We start from the raw sequence: 23,470 nt of genomic DNA on the forward strand, positions 1-23,470 counted from the left end.
ACGGCGCAGCCCCTCGTGGGTGGGTTTGGGTTGGTCGCTGAAAGCAGAAGCCGCGAGTGGGCCGGTCGGGTCGGGTGCGCGGGGGACGCCGTGAATCCGTCCCTGGAGGCTTGGCAGCCGCTTGCTCGTGTGCGCAGTCCTGCGCACACGGCAAGACCGGGGTTGGGCGTCCTGCCCAACCCGCCCGAGGCATGCCTCAGGCCCATGCGGCTGATACCCCCGCGCACCCAACCCGACCGGCCTCTGACAGATTTCGGTGGCCTGCCACCCACGGAGAAGAAAAAAGATCAAAAGCAAAAGCAGGCTGTCAGGCCGCCTTTTGTAGAGCCGAGCATGGGCTCGGCTTTACACGAGCAAGCGCAGCGCGCGATCCGCTTTTGATCTTCTTTTTCTTCTCCGTGGGTGGACGCGCACGGAACTTGTCCGTGGTCGGGTAGATGGGCTGCGCAGGGGCGTGAGCCGCATGGATGCGGCGACCGAGCTTACAGGGACGTACTTGCAGCGCCCCCTGCGCAGCCCATCTACCCGGCCTCACCCATGAACCGCGTTACGCCTCCACCCACGAGGGGCTGTGCCGTTGGCTGGAATCACCCGCGATGCCGGATCAACAACTGACTCATCAGCGCCCGCAGCGCTGGCGGCTTCACCGGCTTGGCCATCATTCCCCAGCCACGCTCGGCAGCCATCTCACGCAATCCCGCATCGCGCTCGGCAGTGACCAGCACCACCGGCGGGCGGGCCTGCCACAGCTCTGCCAATGTCTCGTACAGCACCGGGCCGTGGTGGTCACCCATGCGCACATCCAGCAGCACCAGCTCCGGCACGGTTGCCGTCGTGGCCAACTGCAGCGCTGCCTGCGGGCCATCGGCCAGCAGCACCTCGCAGCCCCAGCGCTCCAGCAGCGCGCGGCTGGCCGCGCACACGTGCGGATCGTCATCGATCACCCACACCCGGCGCCCTCGCAGCGGGTTGTCCGCCGCCGGTTCCTGCGCCAGCACCGGCGCGGGCGCGGTGGCGGGTATCGCGCTGGCGTCGCCGAACGGCACGCCCACGGCGAACACGCTGCCCTGGCCCAGCTGCGAGCGCAGCCGGATCGGATGTCCGAGCAGGCGGCCGATGCGGTCGACGATGGCCAGGCCAAGGCCGGCACCGCGCTGCTGGCCGTCGTGCAGGCGGCGGAATTCCTCGAAGATCTCGCCCTGCAACGCATCGGGGATGCCGGGGCCCTGGTCGTGCACTTCGATCCACAGCAGGCCTTCGCGGCGACGGCAGCCCAGAAGCACGCGGCCACGTTCGCTGTAGCGCAGCGCGTTGGACAGGAAATTCTGCAGGATGCGGCGCAGCAGCGCTTCATCGCTGACCACCACCGCATCGGTATCGACCCAGTCCACCACCAGGCCACGTGACTGCGCGGCGATGCCGAATTCGCGCGCCAGTGTCTGCAGCAGCGGCCCGAGCCGGAACGCCTGCACACGGGTCGGCAGGCTGCCCGATTCCAGCCGCGCGATATCCAGCAGGCTGTTGAGGATCGCATCCTGCGCGGCCAATGCAGCGTCGATGTGATCGCTGGTCTGCTGCTGCGCCGGGTCGCTCAGCTTGCCGCGCAGCACCGAGACGAACATGCGTGCTGCGTTGAGTGGTTGCAGCAGGTCGTGCACGGCCGAGGCGACGAAGCGGGTCTTGTAGCGGTTGGCCTGTTCGGCCTCGCGGCGTGCTTCGTCCAGGTCGTGGGTACGTTCGGCGATGCGGTGTTCCAGTGCATCGGCCAGCGAGCGCAGTTCGCGTGCAGCATTCTTGTAGCTGGTGATGTCGGCGTAGCTGGTGACGAAACCGCCGTCGGGCAGCGGGTTGCCGCGGATTTCCAGCACCGTACCGTCGTCCTTCTCACTTTCGCGCATGTGCGGACGGCCGCTGCGCAGGTGGTTGAGGCGACGCTCGATGGCCTCGTCGACCGGGCCGGGACCGAGCAGGCCACGGCGTGCGTTGAAGCGGAACAGTTCCTCGATGGGCCGCCCCACGCGCACCAGGTCCAGCGGGAAACGGAACAGTTCCAGGTAGCGCGAATTCCATGCGACCAGACGCAGGTCCCGGTCGATCACCACCACGCCCTGCGGCAGGTGTTCAAGGCTGCGGCTGAGGCCGCTGTCGGCATCGGTGGCGGCCTGCAGCAGGCCATCCTGTGCGGTGCGCAGTTCCTGTGCATGCTGCTTGAGCAGGGTTTCCAGCTCGCGGCGGCTGCGCAGGCGATGCTTGGCCAGGCGCCGGCGCTGCTGCACGAACAGCACCAGGAAGCCCAGCGCCAGCCACGCAGCACCTCCGGTAAGCGCGGCCGCACGGCCGGCGGCGGTGGCGGCACTGGCGTCGTGCAGCAGGTGCAGGTTCCAGTCTTCGGCCGGCAGCGCAAGGCTCTGCCACAGCATCGGCTGCGGCAATGCCGGGTCCAGCAGGCGTACCATGCGGCCGCCATCGGCCAGTACATCCTCGGTACGTGCGCGCAGTGGCTGCAGGGTGCGATCGGCGTACTGGCGGGCGTCCAGCATCTCGCGGCGCTCATCGGCGCCCAGTGGGCGCAGCAGGCGGTAGCGCCAGCTGTCACGGTTGGCCAGGAACACCACGTCGTGGTCGTCACTGGCCAGCACCACGTCAGGGCTGCTCAGCCACTCCTGCTCCAGTGCCGACAGCTCGACCTTGATCACCACCACGCCGAGCCGCTTGCCGTCTTCCTCGATGGCCTGCGACAGGTAGTAGCCGGGCACGCCGGTGGTCATGCCGATGCCGTAGAAGCGGCCGCGGCCCTGGGCCAGCGCCTGGCGGTAATAGGGACGATAGCTGTAGTTCTCACCGACGTTGGTGGTCGGCTGGTCCCAGTTGCTCGCCGCCACCGCCACGCCATCGTGACCGACCAGGGTCAGGGTCGAGGCACGGGTGACTTCATTGGCGCGTTGCAGCTTGAGGTTCAGCCGCTGCCGTTCGGTGGGCGAGGGCTGCACACGCAGGGCGTGCAGCAGATCCGGATCCAGTGCCAGTACCTGCGGCAGCGTGCCGAAGCGGTCGATGCGCTGCTGCAGGCCCTGGCCATACAACTGCAGCTGGCGTTGTACCTGGCTGCTTTCCTCACCGAGGGCGCGCCGCCAGGCGTAGTGGCCGGCGGCGACCGCACACAGCATGGTGCCGCCGACCATCACCGCGATGGTCAGCAACAGCATCCGGTGGCGGCTGAGCCAGTACATGGCGGCAGTCTACGCAGGGCCGGCGGGCGTGGCGTACACGCCCGCCGGGATCTGACGTGGAAGGGGTCAGAAGTGCATCTGCGCGCGCAGTTCGAAGATCTCCGGCGTGCTGCGCACGCCGCGACGGCTGGCGTCGACCTTGACGTAGTTGGCCTGGAACTTGAAGTGGCTGGTCAGGTACCAGTTCGCACCCAGAGTGAGGTCGTGTTGGCGGCCGCCGAGGATGCTGCCATCGTCGAGGTCCATGCGGCTGTAACGGGCCACCAGTTCCACCGCGCCGTAGTCGTGCGCCGGCTTGATGTTGGCCACCGCACCGGCGTTGTACGGGCGCGATTCGCCGGTCAGCACCCAGCTGGCCATCGCGTACTGGCCGCTGCCGGTGTAGTCGGGCTTGCCGTCATGGCGGGTGACCGTGGCGCGCAGGGCTTCGGCCTGCACCGAGAACGGGCCGCGGATCCAGATGCCTTCCAGGCCGGTGCGGCGGATCTGGTCGGCGGTGACCAGCGCGCCGGAATCGACATAGCGGATGTCGGTCAGGCCGGCTTCCGGACGTGCGCGCAGGCGCGCGCTGGCCTCGTGGTGCACGTCGCGGCCATCGCTGTAACCGCGCGGATTTTCCTGCGAGTAGGCCAGGCCCAGGTGGATCACGTCACCCGGCGCCTTCACCGGGGTCCACACCGCACGCACGGCCTGGGTGGTGCCCGGGTTGTCACCCTGCAGGTCCTTGCCGCCATAGGCGCCGGCCTGCAGCAGGTACTGCGGGCGCTCCAGCACCCATTCCACGCCGGTGCGGCGGCCTGCGTAGAAGGCCTGCACGGGCAGCGCGGTTTCCAGGAAGCTGCCGGCGCGCGAGGACGTGTTCGCGTCCAGACCGACCGGGGTCTTCATGTAGCCGAAGCGGAAGCGGCCGATGTCGCGGCCGAAGAAGGCCTTGCTTTCGAAGCGCACGAACACGTCCAGCCAGGTATCGGACTGGAAGTCGTAGTAGACCATCGCGTCGTAGACGCCCTTCTTCTTCAGCGTCGCACCGAACTCCTTGCGGCGCACGGCGTCGTCGTCCTCAAGGCCGCTGCCCGAGGAGAAATCGTTGTAGTCGTAGGCGATGTTGGCGGTAGCGGCCAGCTCGGTGCCGTCGCCGAAGGCGTACTTGGTCGGCCAGTTGTCGAAATCGGCAGCCGAAGCGAAGGCGGGAAGCGCGGCCAGCGACAGGGCCAGCAAGGTGGGAATCGGGCGCATGTTGGGTGCGGCTCTCTCAGATTGCGTGTGGACAGGACAACAACGGCCGCAAGGGCCGGAACTTTCGCAATGACGCGCCCGGCCGTTCAGCTCGGGCCACCGGCCTCCCCGTGATCGGGCGGTGCGGCGCCAGTGTAGGCATCGCGGCCACCTGAACCGGGGGGCTAGTACCAATAGGTTATCTGCGCCAGCGTGCCCGGCGCGTACAAAGGCGTCCATTGGTCGCACCCCCTGCGCGTGCTGCACAGGGCCTGCGGTCAGTTTCCACGGTAACGGTTCCCGTGCAGTCCCGGGGCCGTACGTGCCTGAAAACGCCCCTTCCGGAGTCCGCCATGCACATCCCGACCGCAGCACCGGTGCCTGCAAAGCCGTTGCCGATCTATCGCCAGCTGTACTTCCAGGTGATCGTGGCGATCGTCCTGGGCGCCATCCTCGGCCACTACGAACCGTTGATCGGCGAGAAGATGAAGCCGCTCGGCGATGCCTTCATCAACCTGGTGAAGATGATCATCGCACCGGTGATCTTCCTGACCATCGTCACCGGCATCGCCGGCATGACCCACCTGCGCACGGTGGGCCGCGTATTCGCCAAGGCGATGGCGTACTTCCTGTTCTTCTCCACGCTGGCGCTGATCGTCGGCATGATCGTGGCGCACGTGGTGCAGCCCGGCGCCGGCATGAACATCAATCCGGCCGAGCTGGACCAGACCGCGGTGCACAGCTACGTCGAGAAGTCGCATGACCTGACCCTGGTCGGCTTCCTGATGGACATCATCCCGAAGACGCTGCTCAGCGCGTTCGTCGATGGCAACATCCTGCAGGTGCTGTTCGTGGCCGTGCTGTTCGGCATCGCGCTGGCATCGGTGGGCGAGAAGGGCAAGCCGATCGTGAACTTCCTGGAGGCGCTGGTCGCCCCGGTGTTCAAGCTGGTGCACATCCTGATGAAGGCCGCGCCGATCGGTGCCTTCGGCGCAATCGCCTTCACCATCGGCAAGTACGGTGTTGGCTCGCTGATCAACCTGGCCTGGCTGGTGGGTTCGTTCTACCTCACCGCCTTCCTGTTCGTGGCGGTCATCCTGGGCCTGGTCTGCCGCCTGTGCGGCTTCTCGGTGTTCAAGCTGGCGCGCTACCTGAAGGCCGAACTGCTGCTGGTGCTGGGCACCTCCTCGTCCGAGTCGGCGCTGCCGTCGCTGATGGAGAAGATGGAACGCGCCGGCTGCAGCAAGTCGGTGGTGGGCCTGGTGGTCCCGACCGGCTACTCGTTCAACCTGGACGGCACCAACATCTACATGACCCTGGCGGCGCTGTTCATCGCCCAGGCCACCAACACCGAACTGACCCTGGGCCATCAGATTGCCCTGCTGCTGGTCGCCATGCTCAGCTCCAAGGGCGCGGCCGGCGTCACCGGCGCCGGCTTCATCACCCTGGCCGCTACCCTGGCCGTGGTGCCGGAGGTGCCGGTGGCCGGCATGGCGCTGATCCTGGGCGTGGACCGCTTCATGAGCGAATGCCGCTCGCTGACCAACTTCATCGGCAATGCCGTGGCCACCGTGGTGGTCTCGCGCTGGGAGGGGGCGCTGGACCGCAACCGCCTGAAGCTGGCGCTGGATGGCCGCGAAAGCGAACTGCCGCCGCTGATCGATGCCGTGCCCGAGGCGCTGCCGGCCAGGGGCTGATCCAGGTGTGTGGTACCGCGGGGCCGATCACGACAGTGGTACGGCCCCGCGGCGTTTCAAGGCGTCCCATGGCTGTCATGGGACGCACCGAAGCTGGTGTCGCGGTACCGTCGCATACGGCACGGAATTGTGCGGTCGCAGCATGCCTGCGACAGGATAGCGACAGGTCCAGACGCTCCAACGGGGGTATCATCCCCTGTCCCTTCTGCCCATTCATGTAACCCACATCGATGTCCAACGAAGATTTCAAACAGGCCGCCCTCGATTACCACCGGATGTCCCCGCCGGGAAAGATCAAGGTTTCCGCTACCAAGCCCATGCTGACCCAGCGCGACCTGTCGCTGGCGTATTCGCCGGGCGTGGCGTACGCCTGTGAAGCGATCAAGGCCGACCCGCAGCAGGCCAGCGAGCTGACCGCCCGTGGCAACCTGGTGGCGGTGATCTCCAACGGCACCGCGGTGCTGGGCCTGGGCAACATCGGCGCGCTGGCCGGCAAGCCGGTGATGGAAGGCAAGGGTGTGCTGTTCCAGAAGTTCGCCGGCATCGATGTGTTCGACATCGAAGTGGATGAAACCGACCCGGACAAGCTGGTCGACATCATCGCCTCGCTGGAGCCGACTTTCGGCGGCATCAACCTGGAAGACATCAAGGCGCCGGAATGCTTCGTGGTCGAGCGCAAGCTGCGCGAGCGCATGAAGATCCCGGTGTTCCATGACGACCAGCACGGCACGGCGATCATCGTCGGCGCAGCGGTGCTCAACGCCATGGCGATCACCGGCAAGAAGATCGAGGAAGTGAAGCTGGCGACCACGGGCATGGGCGCAGCTGGCATTTCCTGCGTGAACATGCTGGTGCAGCTGGGCCTGAAGCCGGAGAACATCCTGGCCTTCGACCGCGAGGGCGTGATCCACACCGGTCGTACCGACCTGGACCCGGAAAAGCAGCGCTATGCGCGCGACACCGACAAGCGCACCCTGGCCGAGATCGTCGACGGCGCGGACATCTTCCTGGGCCTGTCTGCGCCGGGCATCCTGACTGCCGACATGGTCAAGACCATGGCGCCGGATCCGGTGATCTTCGCGCTGGCCAACCCGACCCCGGAAATCATGCCGGAACTGGCGCGCGCCGCCCGTCCGGACGCGATCATCGGCACCGGCCGTTCGGACTACCCGAACCAGGTCAACAACGTGCTGTGCTTCCCGTACCTGTTCCGTGGTGCGCTGGACGTGGGCGCGACCGCGATCAACGAGGAAATGAAGATCGCCTGCGTGCGCGCCATCGCGGCGCTGGCGCGTCGTGCGGCCACCGACATGGGTTCGGCCTATGGCGGCGAGACCCCGAGCTTCGGTCGTGAATACCTGATCCCGCGCCCGTTCGACCGCCGCCTGCTGGTGGAGCTGTCGGCCGCCGTGGCCCAGGCCGCGATGGACTCGGGCGTGGCCTCGCGCCCGATCGACGACATGGGCGCTTACCGCGACAAGCTGGCCCAGTTCGTCTACCGCACCAGCCTGATGATGAAGCCGGTCTACGACCGCGCGCGCAGCGACAAGCAGCGCGTTGTGTATGCCGAGGGCGAAGAGGAAGTGGTGCTGCAGGCGGTGCAGAACGTGGTCGATGACGGCCTGGCGCACCCGATCCTGATCGGCCGCCCGGAAGTGATCGAGTCGCGCATCGAGCGCCTCGGCCTGCGCCTGAAGATCGGCGAGAACGTTGAAGTCACCAACATCAACGACGACCCGCGCTTCAACGAGTACTGGCAGTACTACCACGGCCTGACCGGCCGTCGTGGCGTGACCGTGGCCGCGGCGAAGAACCTGATGCGTTCGCGCCCGACCCTGATCGCTGCAGTGATGGTGGCCCGTGGCGAAGCCGATGCGATGCTGACCGGCATCGTCGGCCGTTTCCACAAGAAGCTGGGCTACGTGCGCAGCGTGCTGCCGCTGGAGCCGAAGGTCACCTCGACCTCGGCGATGACCGGCGTGATCAACCAGCAGGGCGTGTTCTTCTTCGTCGATACCCACGTGCAGGAAGACCCGACCGCCGAGCAGCTGTGCGAAGCGACCCTGCAGGCGGCCTACCGCATGAAGCTGTTCGGCATCGAGCCGAAGGTGGCGCTGCTGTCGCACTCCAACTTCGGCAGCCACGATTCGAAGGACGCGCTGAAGATGCGCCAGGTGCGCGAGCTGCTGCTCAAGCGCAACCCGCGTCTGAACGTGGACGGCGAAATGCAGGGTGACACCGCATGGGACGAAGCGCTGCGCCAGAAGCTGCTGCCGGGCTCGACCCTGCAGGGTCGCGCCAACCTGTTCGTGCTGCCGAACCTGGAAGCGGCCAACATCGCCTACAACCTGGTGCGTGTGTTCACCGACGGCGTGGCGATCGGCCCGATCCTGATGGGCGTGAACAAGCCGGTGCATATCCTGACCACCAGCGCGACCTCGCGCAGGATCCTGAACATGACCGCCATTGCGGCGGTGGATGCGCAGATCCGCAAGCAGCTGGAAGCGGAAAAGAAGGCGTAAGCCTTCTTTCCGATTCCAGCTGCAGAAGCGCGCCCCCGGGGCGCGTTTCTGTTTCCGCAAAGCGGAAACGGGTAGTGCCGGCCGCTGGCCGGCAACGCCAATGATGTCCAGGTACACGACGGCAGCCGGCCAGCGGCCGGCTCTACCCCGGTCTGTGCCACACGCGCTACGCCGCCCGGTCATGTCCCTGCAACGCCGTTGCGGCCCAATACGCCCACGCGGCCCGGCCGTGGGAAGGGACCGGACCGGCCTTCCCACCCTGGGCCCGACCAACTTTTCATGGGCGAGGGTGTCATGCGCAATCGAGTGACGCGGCGGTACTTCCAGCAGCTGTTCGCGCTCTACGCTGGCTTCGTGCAGTTGCGCTGAGGCAGCGATGTGGTAGCGCCGGGCCATGTCCGGCGAGCGCGCAGCGCGGCGAATCAGGCATTTCGCCGGGTGTGGCCCGGCGCTACCGAGCGAACGTGGCAACCAAGATGTGCCGCAGTGGTAGCTATTGAGCTACCGAAATATCTCCGATGGTCACCCTTCCTCCGCCACCATATCCCCGGCTACATTGCAGGCCTTGCCGCAGTAGAATTTCCCAACCGACGCTGCGATTGCTGTGCCTCCCAGGCACGCGACCACGATCATCAGCCAGCGATTGCGTTTCGACTTTCCTTTCATTTCATTTCTCCTTTTCTTCGATTCGATATCTCGATATGCCATCGGTTCGATTCCCGTTGCTGGTCCGGTGAGAGTTGGCTCCAGAGCCGCTCGGCATAGCGAAGCCCCTTGCCGCCACTGGCCTGGCTGAATGCGCGCGCATAGGCGTGTGCGCGTGCTGCATCGCGAGGCACATGCAGGCCATCCTCAAAGGTGGCCGCAAGAAGCATCAGGGCATTGCTGTCACCCGAGTCCGCGGCTTCGTTGAGGAATCTCACTGTCGCTTCCTTGAATCGCTTGACGAGCTCTTCATCGAACATGGAGTGCTCATCGTCGAACTGATGAGACGCCAGTCCCGAGAACATCAATTTCGCAGTGGAGTCGCCGTCTGACGCCGCGTAGTAGGCGAGGTCATAGATGGAGTGTTCTGATTCAAGAGCGGAGCAGTCTGAGTCACCCAGAACGTTTTCCCGGAACTCACGCTGCTGGTCGGGAGTCAGTCCCGTCGGAATGTCTGTTCCCGCCAAGCTTGCGGCGTTTGTGCAACGCGCTATGTCCTGCGCCAGCAGAAGGGCCTGCTGGGGCGACAACGTTCGGCGAATTGCAATCAACTGAGTCCCGGCGGCGGCAACGCTTGCGGCCTGCGTCGTCTCGATCGCAGCATCTTTTCCGTTGATACGAACCCGTACGGTCTGCTGCTCTTGGGGGGCAACAGCGAGAACGCTCGGCGTGTTGCTTCTCGTCCAGATCGCGGTCGTGATCAGTGCAATGGCTGCTCCTGTCACCAGCACAACGACCGCTTTGCGCCTACCGACCTTGGTTCTGATTTTCATGCAAGCAAGGTTAGCGACCCTCGCTCAGTCACGATGTCGGTTGCTGCCGCGTGCTGTTATGAACAGGCGCCTATCCGACTTGTCGGATTACTCCGCGTGAGATCGTAATGAGATCCCGTTGGGCAGGTCATGCCGGGCCATGCCAGGCGGGCGCGCAGCGCGGCGAAACAGGCGTTTCGCCGGGCAAGCCACGGTGCTACCTGCGGTCAGCGCTTGCCGCGCCGTGCCGGCGCCGGTGCATCCGAACGCGGCTTGGCGTACTGCGCCCACAGCGCCGGCAGTGCCTTGCCGGTGTGCTTCTGCCACAGCGCCGGTGCATAGCGGCCGTCGCGCAGGGCCTTGTCCAGTGCCAGCACCAGGCCGGGATGTTCCGCCTCCGCCCACTTCAGGAACGCACCGGTCACCCGGTAGCCGCTGTCGACGTTCTGCCCCTTCTCGACCTTCATCGGCAATGCCCAGCCAGCGGCGGCGTTGTCCATGCCGTAGCGGTCGCGCGCGTAGTCGGCGATGCCTTCCACCAGCCAGCCCGGTACCCGTGCATCGCCGTAGCCGGGATACCCCTGCACGATGTGCATCGCCTCATGGGTGACCAGGTCGATGTCGTTCGGGTGCTGCGCCAGCCAACCCGGATTGATGGTGATCGTCGCTGCCTGGTCCTTGTCGCCGACGAAGGCAATGCCGGTGTAGGCCGGATCGATCACGATGCGCACCATTGACGGCGCAGCGGGATGGAAGTCCGCACGTTCGCGCAGGTACGCGAAGAAGAACGTATCGATCACCCGCTTGCGCTGCGGTGCGGCCAGGGCGCCACGGGCGTCCTGGTAGTTCAGCGTCACGCCGTCGCGGGTCAGCTGCGTATCGAACGCCTGGGTCTGGCCGAAGCTTGAGAAGGACAGGGCAACAAGGGCCAGAGGCAGTAGACGGAAGCGCATGCAGCTCATTGTACGGTGCCGGCCGCCAGCAGTTCGATCTCCGCCAGCGGCAGCCGTGCCGGTGCCGCCAGGCGCAGGCGGTACTCGCTGTAACGACCGGGTTTGGCGATGCGGAACGGACGGGTCTGGCGGGCGGATTCGAAGTCTTCGCCGCTGCGCTGGTCGAGCACGGCCCAGCTGCCGCCGCCGTTGCGCGCCTCCAGCGTCCACTCACCGCCCTGGATGCGGCCGTCACCGCTGGTCAGCGTGTACATCGTCGGGGTGCCCTCGGCCAGGCCGGTCAGCGCGATGGTTGCACCGGCGCCCAGACCCACCGTGGTGCCGGCATCGTCATCGACCAGCGCGGGCAGGGCACGGCCATCGGCCAGCGTCGCCTTCGCGCCGCTGCCGAGCAGGTCGTGCAGCAGCTGCGGGTGCTGGCCGCGCGCGGTCAACGAGCGCGGCACATCGTCCACGCCGCTGCCCCAGCGCGAGGGGCGGGGTCCCATCACGAAGTCGAGGGTCGCGCCCTTGGCGATCAGGTCGTGCGGCACCCAGGTCTTCGTCCACGGCGTACCGTTGATCTTCAGCGACTGCACGTAGACGTTCTCACGCGAGTTGTTGGCCGCGTTCACGGTCAGCACCGCGCCACCCTGCAGCTCCACCCGTGCATGCTCGAATGCCGGCGAGCCGATCACGTACTCCGGGGCGCCCATGCGCAGCGGGTACAGGCCCAGCGAGGCCAGTACGTACCATGCCGAGGTTTCACCGTTGTCCTCATCGCCCGGGTAGCCCTGGCCGATCTCACTGCCCACATACAGCCGCGACAGGATCTCGCGCACGTGCTGCTGGGTCTTCCATGGCTGCCCGGCGTACAGGTACATCCACGGGATGTGGTGCGCCGGCTGGTTGCTGTGCGCATACATGCCCATGCGCACGTCGCGCGCTTCGGTCATCTCGTGGATGGTGCCGCCGTACGAGCCGGCCAGTGCCGGGTCCGCGGTTTCCGGCGTGGCGAAGAAGGTATCCAGCTTCGCCGCCAGCTTTTCGCGGCCGCCATACAACGCGGCCAGGCCTTCGCCGTCATGGGCTGCGGTGAAGGCGAAGGTCCAGCCATTGGATTCGGTGTAGTCGTGGCCCCACACGCGCGGATCGTAGGCCTTTGCGTCCACGCGCCAGCGACCATCGGCCTTGCGGCCCTGGAAGAAGCCTGCCGCCGGATCGAACATCGTCGCGTAACTGGCGGCGCGATGGCGGAAGTAGTCGGCCTCGGTGCTGTAGCGCTCGCGTGCGGCGGGCGCGGTCGCGCGCTTGGCCAGGGCATCGGCCATGTTGGCGATGCCAAAGTCATTGAGTGCGCCTTCCATCGTCCACGACATGCCTTCGTGCACGTCGGCACTGGCATAGCCGCGGAAGGTCGAACGGTTCATGCCCTTGCGGCCGACATGGCGGTCCGGCGGCACCACGGTCGCGTTCTTCAGCGCGGCGGCATAGGCCTCGGCCGGATCGAACCCGCCGATGCCCTTCAGCCATGCGTCGGCGAAGGCCACATCGGAGCTGGTGCCGACCATCAGATCGGCGTAGCCCGGCGACGACCAGCGTGCAATCCAGCCGCCGGCGCGGTACTGCTCGATGAAGCCCTGCACCAGCTGTCCGGCATCGTCGGGCGTGAACAGCGCATAGGCCGGCCAGGTGGTGCGGAAGGTGTCCCAGAAGCCGTTGTTGACGAATACCTTGCCGTCGCGCACGGCGGCATAGCTGCGGGTCGCGCTGCCCTCGGTGTTGTCATCGCTGGCGCTGGCCTGGTTGGCGTAGCGCCATTCCGGTGCGGCGGCGCTGCCCACGTTCTCATGGCCGGAATTGGGGTACAGGAACAGCCGGTACAGGCTGGAGTACAGCGTGGTCTTCTGGTCGTCGCTGGCATCGCCGATGTCGAAACGGGCCAGGCGCGCATCCCACGCATCCTGCGCACGGCCGGCCACGCTTTCCAGCGTATCGGCTGCGGCGATTTCCAGGGCAAGGTTGTGCCGTGCCTGCTCCACCGAGATCAGCGAGGTGGCGAGGCGCATGGTCACCCGCCGGTCGCTGCCGGCATCGAACTTGATGTAACCGGTCGGTCGGCCGGTGTTGAGGCGCCCACTGCTGCGCCACGGCCTGTCGAAGCTGGCCACCACGTACATGCGACTGGCGCCGTTGGACAGGCCGCTGCGCGTATCGGTGTAGCCGGACAGTGTCTGCGTGGCAGCGTCCAGGGTCAGGCCACCGCGTGCATCGACATTGTCGAACAGCAGGTTGGCGTCGCCGCCCTCGGGGAACTCGAAGCGGAACAGCGCGGCATGATCGGTCGGCGCGATGGCGGCCGCGATGCCGTTGTCGAAGCGCACGTCGTAGCGATACGGGCGCGCGCTTTCATGGCTGCGCTCGAACGACAGCGCGCGCTTGCGACGGTCGGCCTCCGGCACGCCACGGCTGGCCGAGGGCATCACCTGGAAGGTCTGGCGGTCGCCCATCCACGGGCTGGGCTGATGGCTCAGCGCAAGCGCCTGCAGCTGCGGGCGGTTCTGTGCGTCGTTCTGTTCGTTCCAGCGGTACAGCCAGTTCAGTGCGCCAGCATCGGTCACCGGGGTCCAGAAGTTGAATCCGTGCGGTACCGCGGTGGCCGGGAAATTGTTGCCGCGCGAGAAGGTGCCGTTGGCCTGGGTGCCACGGGTGGTCAGCACCCAGTCGGAGACGCGCGCTGGCTGCTGACGTGGCACTGTGTCCAGGCGCACGTCATCGATCCAGCCCGAGACCGGTGCACCGTCGGCACTGGCCACCTCCAGTTCGATCGCCACCACGCGGCGGCCCTTCAGCGCGGGCACGTCGCCCAGCCGCACCGCCTTGCGCGCCCACTGCTGCGGATACAGCGTCTTCGAATCGCCCTGCGCGCGCGCACCGATGGCCACGCCATGCTGGTCGCGTGCAGCGCTGGCCGAAACGCGGCTGCCATCGTCCAGCAGCAGGTCCAGTGACACATAGGTCGAGGCCACGGTGTCCTTGCCGACGATCTCCGGCAGCACCAGCCACGACAGGGTGGTATCGGCCTCGATGGTCATGTCCGCCTTGAACAGCTCGCGTCGCGCGCTGCCGCCTTCGCTGCTGTAGCGCAGTGCATGCAGGCCGCTGTAGCCCGCATTGCGCTTGGCGGCGTAAGGCGCAGCAGGGCCGTTGCCGATCGTGACCTGCAGTGCGCCTTCGGCCGGTGCCGGAGCCGGCTGGCCCGGTTCGAACGAGGTCTGCAGTCCCTGTGCCAGCACCGGCATCGCGGTAGTCGCACAGGCCAGGGCCAGGGCGAGCGGAAGCAGGGCGCGGCGTGGATCGGACAGGGTCATGCAGGGGTCTCCCGGAAGGGCAGGCGGCGGGCAGAACCCGCATCGGCGGACACCACGGACAGCATCGCTCCGCCCGCCGGGATGGCAGTGGAAGAAGCGATACCGGTCCGGTGGGGGCGGGCCATGCGATCGGGTCGGATTGGAGTGGGCCGGTTTACGACCTGGCCCGATCCTGCAACAGCCGTGGCAACCTGACAAGTGCCATTTAGTTCGATCCAAATGCAGGAAATATCGTTGTCGGCGGATTTTCGGCGTGAACCTGCAGGATCGATCGGGAATTTCCGCCGGCACCCCGTCCCGAGGTGGCATGCAAGGCCGCAGGGAATCGGCCCGGTACGCGCAAAGACCCGTTGCGGCGCAATGTCGGGGCGGCCCAGATGCTAGAATCACAGGCCTCGCAACCCGTTCATCGACATCCGCCATGAGCCATACCGCCACTGCGCCCGCCAACGCCGAGAAGCGCTACACCGTGCACCGCAGCGATCTGCCGCTGAGCTGCCCGACCCCGGAAATGGCGCTGTGGAACTCGCATCCGCGCGTGTACCTGCCGATCGAAGACGAGCCCAACGGCGAAGCGCAGTGCCCGTACTGCGGTTCCGTGTTCGTGCTGGCCGACTAAGCGGCCGCCCCTTCGATGCGCCGATTGACCGTGGTGCAGTTGCTGCCGGCGCTGCACTCCGGCGGTGTCGAGCGCTCGACCCTGGAAATTGCTGCGGCCCTGGTCGCTGCCGGCCATCGCGCGCTGGTGGTCTCCGCCGGTGGCCGCCTGGTGCAGCCGCTGCTCGATAGCGGTGCCGAGCACCTCACCCTTGATATCGGCCGCAAATCGCTGCTGACCCTGCGCCACCTGCCGACCCTGCGCCGCCTGTTCGCTGAAGTTGGCGCCGACATCGTGCATGCCCGTTCGCGGCTGCCGGCCTGGCTGGGCCTGTACGCGATCCGCGCGATGCCTGCCGCACAGCGCCCGCATTGGGTGACCACCGTGCACGGGTTGAACTCGCCCAGCCGCTACAGCGCGGTGATGACCAGCGGTGAACGCGTGATCTGCGTGTCCAATACCGTGCGCGACTACGTGCAGCGGCACTACCCGACGGTTCCCGAAGCGAGGCTGCAGGTGATTCCGCGCGGCGTCGATGTCGCACAGTTTCCCCGCGTGGCCCGCGCCGACCGTCGGCCACGACTGGCGCTGGCAGCCGATTACCCGTGGCTGGCGCAGGTTGAGGGCCCGCTGCTGCTGCTGCCGGGGCGTGGCACCCGGCTGAAGGGGCATGCTCATGCGCTGCAGTTGCTGGCGGATGTACGCGCGGCCGGTGTGCCGGCACAGCTGTGGATGCTGGGCACCGATGAACCCGGCCGTGAAGCCTACGTGGCCGACCTGCGCCGGCAGGCGGCTGCTTTGGGCGTGACCGACGCCGTGCAGATCAGCACGCCGACCGCGCGCATCGCCCAGGTCTATGCGGCCAGCGATCTGGTGCTGCAGCTGTCGGACAAGCCCGAAGCGTTCGGCCGCACCGTGGTAGAAGCGTTGTCGGTCGGTCGCCCGGTACTGGGCTGGGACCATGGCGGCGTCGGCGAACTGCTGCAGCAGCTGCAGCCGGCCGGCGCCGTGCCGCTGGGCGATGCACGGGCGCTGGGTGAACGTGCGCTGGCCCTGCTGGCGCAGCCGCCGTCCTTGCCGAGCCGCATCCCGTTTACCCTGCAGGCCATGCAGCGCGACACCCTCCGCCTCTATGCCGACCTCGCCGGCTGACCCCGCAACCCTCGTGCGCGAGGACCGCGCCGGGCGCTGGGCGCCCTGGTGGGTGCTGGCGTACGTGGCGCTGTGGCCGTTGCCGGGCATCGCTGAAACCGTGCTGGGTCTTGGTGCGCTCTATGCCGCGGTGCGCATGATCATGCGCCGCCTGCAGCGCCGCCCGCACCTGCTGACACCCGCCGCGTGGGCGCTGACCTCGATCCTGTTCCTCGGTTACTGGCTGCCGCAGGCGTTCTCCGCCTTCGATGCGATCGATCCGGCGGCGTCGTGGACCAAGGCGGCCGCCGGCCTGCGCTACCTGCCCTTCATGTGGCTGGTGGCGATCGCGGTGGCCACGCCGCAGCGGCGCCACCTGATCTTCGGTGGCCTGGCGCTGATCACCGCGCTGTGGACGTTGGATGCGCTGGTGCAGTCGGTGGCGGGTACCAGCCCGTGGTTCTGGTCGCTGCAGCAGCTGAAGCTCGCCGTCAGCGGCCATGCGCTGTGCCCGGCCGAGGAAGCCGCGCTGGCCGACCGCCTCAGTGGCGCGCTCGGGCCGTGCAACCTCAAGTTCGGCCAGGTGCTGGCCAGCCTCTCGCCGTTCCTGCTGCTCCCCGCCGCACGCCGCTTCGGTACGCCGGGCTGGCTGCTCGCCGGCGCGGCGCTGGCCATCGTGCTGCTGCTGGCCGGTTCGCGCGCGTCGTGGATCACCTTCGCGGTGATCGTGGCCTACAGCGGCGTGCGCCAGCTCGGCTGGAAGCGCCTGGGCCTGCTGGCGGTGGTTGGCCTGCTGGCCGCGGCGGCACTGACCGCCGGCGTGCCGCAGCTGCGCGAGCGCGTGGCGCGCACCGCGATGGCCTGGGACGGCGGCACCGAGGGCGTCGACCAGGCGCTGTCCGGGCGCGGGCGCATCTGGAGTGCGGCCGGTTGCATGATTGCCGGGCACCCGATCAACGGCGTGGGCGCACGCGGCTTCCGCGATGCGTACCCGCAGTGCGTCGGTGACGATGGGCCCGCGGTGTGGGGCGCCGAACCGGCGCTGCACGCACACCAGATCGTGCTGGAAATCCTCGCCGAAACCGGCGTGCTGGGCCTGCTGCTGTGGCTGGCCGCCGTCGCCCAGGCGTGGCGCGCCTGGCGTTTCGCACCGCCCGCGGCCCGTGACCGCGCGCGCCCTGCGATGCTGGCGCTGGCCGCTACCGTGTTCCCGCTCAACACCCACCTTGCGTTCTATTCCGCATTCTGGGGTGGGGTGACCGTGCTGCTGGCCGCGTTGTTCGTCGGCACCTTGCTGGCCCGCGAACCGGACGACGCACCGAAAGCGGTGTGATCGTCCATCCACGCATGGCGTGGCTCTACTCCACGTACCGAACAAACGTCCCCATGGTGGATCCACGCCATGGCGTGCATGGGGCGGTCGCCGAACGAACGTCGCCGTAGTAGATCCACGCCATGCGTGGATGGGGCTTTACCGACGCAAACACGCGCCAACCTCCACTAGCCGTGCCTCCGTGTGTATCGCACGCTGAGGCCATGGCCAGCCCAAGACTCCGCTACGGTCGTTACTCCTGCACCGGTAACGTCTATTCACTGACTACGGTAACCCTCGATCGTGAACCCTTCTTTGCCGATGCTTCCAACGTAGCGATTCTGGTTGAAGCACTGCGCTTCGTAGAGCGCAAGGGCGTGAGCCACAGCTTCACCTGGGTGGTGATGCCAGACCATCTGCACTGGTTGATGGAGTTGCGCGGGGGAACCCTGGCCGAGTGCATGGCCCTGCTCAAATCACGCAGCAGCCGGCTGCTGAATCGGCGATTGGAGCGGCGAGGGTCGCTGTGGCAGCACGGTTACCACGATCACGCCGTACGCAGCGATGAATCCCTTCACGAGAAGGCGATGTACATCCTGACCAATCCGGTCCGTGCGGGCTTGGCGTGCGTGATGGGGGAGTACCCGTACGCCTGGTGCCGCTGGCCGTTGTGAATCCCGGCACGGAATCGAAGAGCATCCACGCATGGCGTGGATCTACTTCAGAATGCCCCACGTCATTGAATCCACGCCATACGCGGATGAAGCCGCACAAGGCAGTAGATCCACGCCATGCGTGGATGAAGCCATCCCTCCCACCGCTACTTGTAGAAATCGCTCCGGCCGCCGGGCTGGCGCTTGAACCGCCGATGGATCCACAGGTACTGGTCCGGGGCTTCGCGTACCATTTCTTCGATGGCCTGGTTGACCCGCGTGGTATCGGCTTCCACATCCTCGCTGGGGAAATTCTCCAGCGGTGCGCCGATCTTCAGGAAGTACTTTCCGCCCTCGCGGCGGTGGAAGTAGGGAATCACCGCGCAGCCGGTCATCCGCGCCAGCTGGTGGGTGGCGGTAATGGTGGATGCGGTATGGCCGAAGAACGGCACGAACACGGTGTCCTTGCCACGCATGTCCTGATCCGGCGCATACCAGAGGAAGCCGCCCTTCTTCAGGTGGCGCACGGTCGCGCGGATGTCCTCGTTGGCGAACATCGCCTTGGCATAACGCAGGCGGCCAAACTTCACCGCCCATTCGTACACCGGGTTCTTGTGCTTGCGGTACATGCCCGACAGGTCAACGTAGTCGCACAGCAGGCGGCCGCACATCTCCAGGGTCATGAAGTGGCCGGAGACCAGCAGCACGCCGCGGCCTTCGGCCTGCATCTGCCGCAGATGCTCGAGGCCTTCGATCTTCACCTGCGGGCGGATGCGGTCGATGCTGCCCCACCAGGCGCGGATGCACTCGAGCACGCCCACGCCCAGCGCGTCGAAGCTGTCGCGCACCAGGCGCTGGCGCCAGGCTTCGTCCTTCTCCGGGAAGCACAGCTGCAGGTTGACCTCGGCGGCGCGACGGCGGCTGCCGAGCAGGCGCCAGCTGATCCAGCCGACGCCCCGGCCGAGCGCACGCTGCAGCATCCACGGCAGGCGGGCGATGGCGAAGGCGCCGAGCATGGCGGCGAACATCGGCCAGTTGCGGGGATCGCGCAGTGACGGGCGGACGGCGGTGGTGGCATCTGACATGGCGCCATTCTACCAACCCGGCTGCGTGTCTTTCCCGGGGGGCTCCCGTATCCTTGCCGCATGCGTAAAGACCCTGTCGAATGGATCCTGCGCGGCCTGTACTCGGCCGTGCTCTACATCCTGCTGCCGATCACCGTGTACCACCTGGTCTGGCGCGGTTTCCGGGTCCGTGAATACTTCCGGCGCTGGGACGAGCGTTATGCCTCGTATCCGCAGCCGACCGGCCAGCCGCGGGTCTGGCTGCACGCGGTCTCGGTGGGCGAGGTCAATGCCGCCGCGCCGCTGGTGAATGCCCTGCGCCAGCAGCGTCCGGACATCCGCTGGGTCATCACCACCATCACCCCGACCGGTTCGGAGCGCGTGCGCGCGCTGTGGGGAGACGCGCTGGATCACGTCTATCTGCCGTACGACGTACCGGGCAGTGTCAACCGCTTCCTCGGCCATTTCCAGCCCAGCCTGGCACTGATCCTGGAAACCGAGCTGTGGCCGAACATGCTGTTCGGCTGCCGCGACCGTCGCATCCCGGTCTACATCCTCAACGCCCGCCTGTCCGCGCGTTCGTTGCGCGGTTACCGGGTGCTGGCGGCGCTGATCCGCCGTGCGCTGCGCACGGTCACCTGCGTGGCCGCGCAGTCGCAGGACGACGCCGAGCGCTTCGTGCAGCTGGGTGCTGCGCGTGAACAGGTGCAGGCGCTGGGCAACCTCAAGTTCGATATCGCCACGCCGGATGTGCAGGGCTTCGTCGAGCAGTTCCACGCCTGCGTGCCCGCCGGGCGCCCGGTGTGGATCGCGGCCAGTACCCACGATGGTGAGGAGCAGGCGGTGATCGACCTGCATCGGCGCCTGCGCCAGCAGCACCCCGACCTGTTGTTGCTGTGGGCGCCGCGGCACCCCGAGCGCTTCCCGAAGGTGGAGGCGCTGGCGCGCGAGCAGGGCTGGAACGTGACGACCCGTCGCGCGAAGCAATGGCCGGAGGCCGGCACGGATGTATTCGTCATCGACACCCTGGGTGAGCTGATGCCGTTCTATGCCTGCGCGCAGGTCGCTTTCGTCGGCGGCAGCCTGCAGCCGATTGGTGGCCACAATCTGCTGGAACCGGCGGCGATGGGCACTGCCGCTGTGACCGGTCCGCACCTGCACAACTTCGCCGAGATCTCACGGCGCATGCGTGAGGCCGGTGCCTTGCTGATCGGCGAGGACGTGCAGGCGGTAGGTGACCTGCTGCAGCACCTGCTGGGCGACGCAGCGGCGCGCGAGGACATGGCCCGTGCTGGATGCACGCTGGTCAGCAATGGCCGCGGTGCCCTGCAGCGCACGTTGGCGCTGGTCGCACCACATCTGCCGCCGCCGCGCAGCTGAGCCGGGCAGCAACACCGCCAGGGCGGACACTACGTGGACCGACTGACGTGATCGACTGCATCAATTCTGCTTAGCAACCGGATTCCTGTCGCAGCAGGACCGGATGCGTGGCTGCGAACGTGTTTGTGGTCACATCGCGATGCGCACGGTACGGATTCTGATACCGCCCTTTGGCGCAGGCTGCCAGCCTGCTGTCGACCGCGCATGGGCGGAATCAAGAGGGCTTGCGATGGACAGCGACAACCGCCGTGGCCGGCACGCGCTGCTGGGAATGGATCACTTCGCGTTGGTGGCGTTGACCCTGTTGCTGGGGGGCAGCGTGATCGCCCTGATCGGCCAGTACACCGCCGCCCAGGCCGGCCCGGCCATCGTACTGAGTCTGCTGCTGGCCGCACTGGGCACAGCGCCGATGCTGTATTGCCTGCACGTGCTGAACCAGCAGCAGCCGGAAGCCGATGGCCTGTACGGCCCGCTGCGGGCCGCCTGGGGCCCGGCAGTCGCGCGCCTGCTGGGTGCTGTGCTGCTGCTGGAGCTGGTGGTGACCAGCGCCGGCGTGGCGCAGTCCATGGCGGGCCACGCGCGTGCGGTGTTTGCCAGTCGCGGTATTGAAACCGGCAGCGCATTGCCGGATCCGGTGATGGCTGTCACCAGCCTGCTGGTGCTGGGTGCGTTCGTGTTGCTGCCTCCGCGTCGCATCGCGCTGATGGTCTGCGTGCTGTTGACGGCGAAGATCGGTGTTGGGCTGTTGCTGCTGGCGCTGGCGGTCCGCCACGTGCACTACGCGAACTGGATCCCGTGGCTGCCGGACGCCACCGCGCCCTATCGGTTTGGACCCGGCGGGGTGCTGGCGGCAAGCGTGCCCTTGCTGGCGGTGTTTGCCAGTGTGGGTCTGGCATTGGGGTTTCCTGGGCGTGGCCCGCAGGTGCGTGCGCAGTCACCAGGGCTGCTGGCGGCCGCGCTGCTGCTGGCAATGCTACTGCTGATCGTGCTGGCGGCGTTGCAGGCCGGCCTGGTCGAGTTCCCGGCATTGGCCAGTACGCGGCCGTTGTCGGTGGCATTGCAGGGCCATCCGCAGTTGCAGTGGCTGCTGCCGTTGCTGCCGCTGGCGGGCATGGCCGGGTTGGCAGCACTGCTGCTGGTGCTGTTGTCGTTGGCCACACATCTGGCAGCGCAGCTCTGGCCTGTGGCCGCGGATGAAGCGCCCGGGTTCCGGACGCGGCTGATACCGGTCACCGTGGTGCTGGCGGCGCTGCTGGCGTTGGGAACACCCGTCGATGCATTGCCGGTGCTGCCGGGCCCGGCCACCCTGCTGGTGATGGCGGCTTTGTGCCTGGCAGCACTGCGTGTGCGCGCGCCTATGCCGGGGGCTGCGATGGTGCTTGCGCCCCTGGCCGCGGCGCTGTGCGTGCTGGCCGCAGTGGAGCGGGCAGGCGCGTGGCCGGGCTGACGGCCGGCGGATCTGCGCCATGCCTGGGTGGGGCCGTACGCGCTGCCCACAAAAAAGCCACCCTCCCGGGTGGCTTCTTCGTTGCCGGCAGGGCGACGACTCAGTGCGTGGTCGTCGACGGGTTGCCCGCGTCCTGGGTCAGCAGGCGGTTCACGTCCTGCAGCTCGGCCACGTCCAGCGCACCCAGCGACTGGCTCAGCAGCAAGCGGTTCTGCAGGAAGGTGTAGCGGGCCTGTGCATAATCCAGCTGCGCCGAGAACAGGATGCGCTGGTTCTGGATCACGTCCAGCACGGTACGGGTACCGACTTCCAGGCCGACCTGCGACGCGTCGTACGCGCTCTGCGCCGAGACCACCGCCAGGCGGCGGGCTTCCACTTCGCTGATGCCCTGCACCAAGGTCTGGTAGGCATTGCGGGTGTTGCGGTCCAGGGCACGCTTCTGCTGCTCGTAGCCGTCCTGGGCGATGTCGCGCTGGGCCAGTGCCTGGCGCACGCCGGACTGGGTGGCGCCACCGGCGAAGATCGGCACGCTCAGGGTCAGCCCGATGCTGTTGGTGCGTGCATCCGGCGACAACGAGCCGGCACCGGTGCTGTCACCCCAGGTTGCGCTCTTGCCCCAGCTTCCGCCCAGCGACAGGGTCGGGTAATGGCCGCCACGAGCGGCCTGCACGCCAGCCTCGGCGGCGCTGACCTTCAGTTCCTGGGCCTTCAGCGCCGGATTCTGGTTGGTGGCCTGGTGCACCAGCTCATCGATGTTGCCACGGTTGGCCGGCACTTCCGGGCGGAAGTCCGCCGGCAGGCCGCGCAGGTTGACCACCGGCTGGCCGGTCAGTTCGGTCAGGGCCTGGTAGTTATCGGCCAGGGTGTTCTGCGCAACGATGGTGTTGGCACGCGCCTGGTCGTACTGGGCGCGTGCTTCGTGCACGTCGGTGATCGGCGCCAGGCCCACTTCCAGGCGCTTGTCGGCGAAGTCGAACTGCTTCTTCGCGGCCGCTTCATTGGTCTGTGCAGCGTTCAGCGATTCGATTGCCACCAGCACGTTGAAGTAGGCCGCCGAGGTGCGCACGATCAGGCTGTCGTTGGCCGAATCGAGGGTGAAGTCCGCCGCCTTGCTCAGCTCGCGCTGCGAACGCAGGTTGTTGATCTGGGTCCAGTTGAACAGCGTCTGGCTCCCTTCGATCGTGTAGTTGCGGCGCTTGCTGGTCACGGTGCCGGAGTTGGCGTCATGGTCCGCCTCGCTGCGCGAGCGGTTCAGCGTGGCCTGGCCGTTGATCTGCGGCAGCAGGGCAGCGCGGGCCTGCACGGCGCCTTCCTTGTCGTACAGCCGGGTGGATTCGGCGGCGGACAGCTGCGGATCGCCATTGCGCGCCATTTCGTAGACCTGCAGCAGGTCGGCGGCATGGGCGGACAACGGCAGCAGGGCAGTGGCCAGCGCAACAGCGAGGGATCGGCGGATCATTG

At 67.2% G+C, this 23,470-nt stretch carries 16 protein-coding genes; 8 read left to right on the forward strand and 8 right to left on the reverse strand.

The features are described 5' to 3' along the window. Positions 1–587: 587 nt before the first annotated feature. Positions 588–3,230, reverse strand: a complete 2,643-nt coding sequence (locus V3B64_RS15895) for a PAS-domain containing protein (protein WP_329914449.1) — start codon at positions 3,228–3,230, stop codon at positions 588–590. A 66-nt stretch (positions 3,231–3,296) separates the two neighbouring features. After that, on the reverse strand, positions 3,297–4,466 hold the full coding sequence (locus V3B64_RS15900) for a porin (protein ID WP_329914450.1): 1,170 nt from the start codon (positions 4,464–4,466) through the stop codon (positions 3,297–3,299). A 332-nt stretch (positions 4,467–4,798) separates the two neighbouring features. Here V3B64_RS15900 and V3B64_RS15905 point away from each other — a divergent pair, with 332 nt between their 5' ends. Next, positions 4,799–6,142: a dicarboxylate/amino acid:cation symporter gene (locus V3B64_RS15905; RefSeq protein ID WP_049398388.1), complete on the forward strand. Its 1,344-nt coding sequence runs from the start codon at positions 4,799–4,801 to the stop codon at positions 6,140–6,142. A gap of 230 nt (positions 6,143–6,372) precedes the next feature. Then, complete coding sequence (locus V3B64_RS15910; RefSeq protein WP_032129106.1) at positions 6,373–8,664, forward strand: NADP-dependent malic enzyme; 2,292 nt, start codon at positions 6,373–6,375, stop codon at positions 8,662–8,664. 522 nt (positions 8,665–9,186) lie between these two features. On the opposite strand, the gene V3B64_RS15915 is transcribed toward V3B64_RS15910, so the two are convergent. From V3B64_RS15915 to V3B64_RS15930, 4 genes are all read right to left on the reverse strand, one after another. Then, entirely contained in the window at positions 9,187–9,330 is a 144-nt protein-coding gene (locus V3B64_RS15915) for a hypothetical protein (RefSeq protein ID WP_180845221.1), read from the reverse strand. Further along, positions 9,327–10,142: a hypothetical protein gene (locus V3B64_RS15920; protein WP_329914451.1), complete on the reverse strand. Its 816-nt coding sequence runs from the start codon at positions 10,140–10,142 to the stop codon at positions 9,327–9,329. Before V3B64_RS15920 ends, V3B64_RS15915 begins: the two co-directional genes overlap by 4 nt. Positions 10,143–10,348: 206 nt before the next feature. Further along, the gene (locus V3B64_RS15925) at positions 10,349–11,083 is read right to left on the reverse strand and encodes a basic secretory protein-like protein (RefSeq protein ID WP_132810760.1); all 735 of its coding nucleotides are present in this window, start codon (positions 11,081–11,083) and stop codon (positions 10,349–10,351) included. Continuing rightward, positions 11,080–14,424, reverse strand: a complete 3,345-nt coding sequence (locus V3B64_RS15930) for a GH92 family glycosyl hydrolase (RefSeq protein ID WP_329914452.1) — start codon at positions 14,422–14,424, stop codon at positions 11,080–11,082. The genes V3B64_RS15925 and V3B64_RS15930 overlap by 4 nt, the downstream gene beginning before the upstream one ends. A gap of 421 nt (positions 14,425–14,845) precedes the next feature. Between V3B64_RS15930 and V3B64_RS15935 the strand changes: the two genes are divergently transcribed. The 4 genes from V3B64_RS15935 to V3B64_RS15950 all read left to right on the forward strand — a co-directional run bounded on the left by V3B64_RS15935 (position 14,846) and on the right by V3B64_RS15950 (position 18,139). Continuing rightward, positions 14,846–15,043 (forward strand): zinc-finger domain-containing protein, encoded by a 198-nt coding sequence (locus V3B64_RS15935; RefSeq protein ID WP_005410967.1) that lies wholly within the window; start codon positions 14,846–14,848, stop codon positions 15,041–15,043. A 15-nt stretch (positions 15,044–15,058) separates the two neighbouring features. After that, positions 15,059–16,174, forward strand: a complete 1,116-nt coding sequence (locus tag V3B64_RS15940; RefSeq protein WP_329914453.1) for a glycosyltransferase — start codon at positions 15,059–15,061, stop codon at positions 16,172–16,174. Then, positions 16,155–17,486 (forward strand): O-antigen ligase family protein, encoded by a 1,332-nt coding sequence (locus V3B64_RS15945; RefSeq protein WP_329914454.1) that lies wholly within the window; start codon positions 16,155–16,157, stop codon positions 17,484–17,486. The genes V3B64_RS15940 and V3B64_RS15945 overlap by 20 nt, the downstream gene beginning before the upstream one ends. A gap of 203 nt (positions 17,487–17,689) precedes the next feature. Then, the gene (locus V3B64_RS15950; protein ID WP_329914455.1) at positions 17,690–18,139 is read left to right on the forward strand and encodes a transposase; all 450 of its coding nucleotides are present in this window, start codon (positions 17,690–17,692) and stop codon (positions 18,137–18,139) included. A gap of 146 nt (positions 18,140–18,285) precedes the next feature. On the opposite strand, the gene V3B64_RS15955 is transcribed toward V3B64_RS15950, so the two are convergent. After that, positions 18,286–19,203: an LpxL/LpxP family Kdo(2)-lipid IV(A) lauroyl/palmitoleoyl acyltransferase gene (locus tag V3B64_RS15955; protein ID WP_049398382.1), complete on the reverse strand. Its 918-nt coding sequence runs from the start codon at positions 19,201–19,203 to the stop codon at positions 18,286–18,288. A gap of 60 nt (positions 19,204–19,263) precedes the next feature. On the opposite strand from V3B64_RS15955, the gene waaA reads away from it, so the two are divergent. Together waaA and V3B64_RS15965 are read left to right on the forward strand one after the other, a co-directional pair. Beyond that, the gene (gene waaA, locus V3B64_RS15960) at positions 19,264–20,562 is read left to right on the forward strand and encodes a lipid IV(A) 3-deoxy-D-manno-octulosonic acid transferase (RefSeq protein WP_049398381.1); all 1,299 of its coding nucleotides are present in this window, start codon (positions 19,264–19,266) and stop codon (positions 20,560–20,562) included. Between the two features lie 229 nt (positions 20,563–20,791). Further along, on the forward strand, positions 20,792–22,009 hold the full coding sequence (locus V3B64_RS15965; protein ID WP_329914456.1) for an amino acid transporter: 1,218 nt from the start codon (positions 20,792–20,794) through the stop codon (positions 22,007–22,009). A 100-nt stretch (positions 22,010–22,109) separates the two neighbouring features. Here the strand turns inward: V3B64_RS15965 and V3B64_RS15970 are convergent, their stop codons facing one another. Further along, positions 22,110–23,468, reverse strand: coding sequence for a TolC family outer membrane protein (locus V3B64_RS15970; RefSeq protein ID WP_049460783.1), 1,359 nt, complete (start codon positions 23,466–23,468; stop codon positions 22,110–22,112). Positions 23,469–23,470: the final 2 nt, after the last annotated feature.

The organism is Stenotrophomonas sp. SMYL86, from assembly GCF_036320025.1.
GTDB lineage: Bacteria > Pseudomonadota > Gammaproteobacteria > Xanthomonadales > Xanthomonadaceae > Stenotrophomonas > Stenotrophomonas maltophilia_A.

Bases quoted from the DNA above. Each gene is read 5' to 3' on its own strand.
- V3B64_RS15895 (WP_329914449.1), bottom strand. From the start codon at position 3,230: ATGTACTGGCTCAGCCGCCACCGGATGCTGTTGCTGACCATCGCGGTG.
- V3B64_RS15900 (WP_329914450.1), bottom strand. From the start codon at position 4,466: ATGCGCCCGATTCCCACCTTGCTGGCCCTGTCGCTGGCCGCGCTTCCC.
- V3B64_RS15905 (WP_049398388.1), top strand. From the start codon at position 4,799: ATGCACATCCCGACCGCAGCACCGGTGCCTGCAAAGCCGTTGCCGATC.
- V3B64_RS15910 (WP_032129106.1), top strand. From the start codon at position 6,373: ATGTCCAACGAAGATTTCAAACAGGCCGCCCTCGATTACCACCGGATG.
- V3B64_RS15915 (WP_180845221.1), bottom strand. From the start codon at position 9,330: ATGAAAGGAAAGTCGAAACGCAATCGCTGGCTGATGATCGTGGTCGCG.
- V3B64_RS15920 (WP_329914451.1), bottom strand. From the start codon at position 10,142: ATGAAAATCAGAACCAAGGTCGGTAGGCGCAAAGCGGTCGTTGTGCTG.
- V3B64_RS15925 (WP_132810760.1), bottom strand. From the start codon at position 11,083: ATGAGCTGCATGCGCTTCCGTCTACTGCCTCTGGCCCTTGTTGCCCTG.
- V3B64_RS15930 (WP_329914452.1), bottom strand. From the start codon at position 14,424: ATGACCCTGTCCGATCCACGCCGCGCCCTGCTTCCGCTCGCCCTGGCC.
- V3B64_RS15935 (WP_005410967.1), top strand. From the start codon at position 14,846: ATGAGCCATACCGCCACTGCGCCCGCCAACGCCGAGAAGCGCTACACC.
- V3B64_RS15940 (WP_329914453.1), top strand. From the start codon at position 15,059: ATGCGCCGATTGACCGTGGTGCAGTTGCTGCCGGCGCTGCACTCCGGC.
- V3B64_RS15945 (WP_329914454.1), top strand. From the start codon at position 16,155: ATGCCGACCTCGCCGGCTGACCCCGCAACCCTCGTGCGCGAGGACCGC.
- V3B64_RS15950 (WP_329914455.1), top strand. From the start codon at position 17,690: ATGGCCAGCCCAAGACTCCGCTACGGTCGTTACTCCTGCACCGGTAAC.
- V3B64_RS15955 (WP_049398382.1), bottom strand. From the start codon at position 19,203: ATGTCAGATGCCACCACCGCCGTCCGCCCGTCACTGCGCGATCCCCGC.
- waaA (WP_049398381.1), top strand. From the start codon at position 19,264: ATGCGTAAAGACCCTGTCGAATGGATCCTGCGCGGCCTGTACTCGGCC.
- V3B64_RS15965 (WP_329914456.1), top strand. From the start codon at position 20,792: ATGGACAGCGACAACCGCCGTGGCCGGCACGCGCTGCTGGGAATGGAT.
- V3B64_RS15970 (WP_049460783.1), bottom strand. From the start codon at position 23,468: ATGATCCGCCGATCCCTCGCTGTTGCGCTGGCCACTGCCCTGCTGCCG.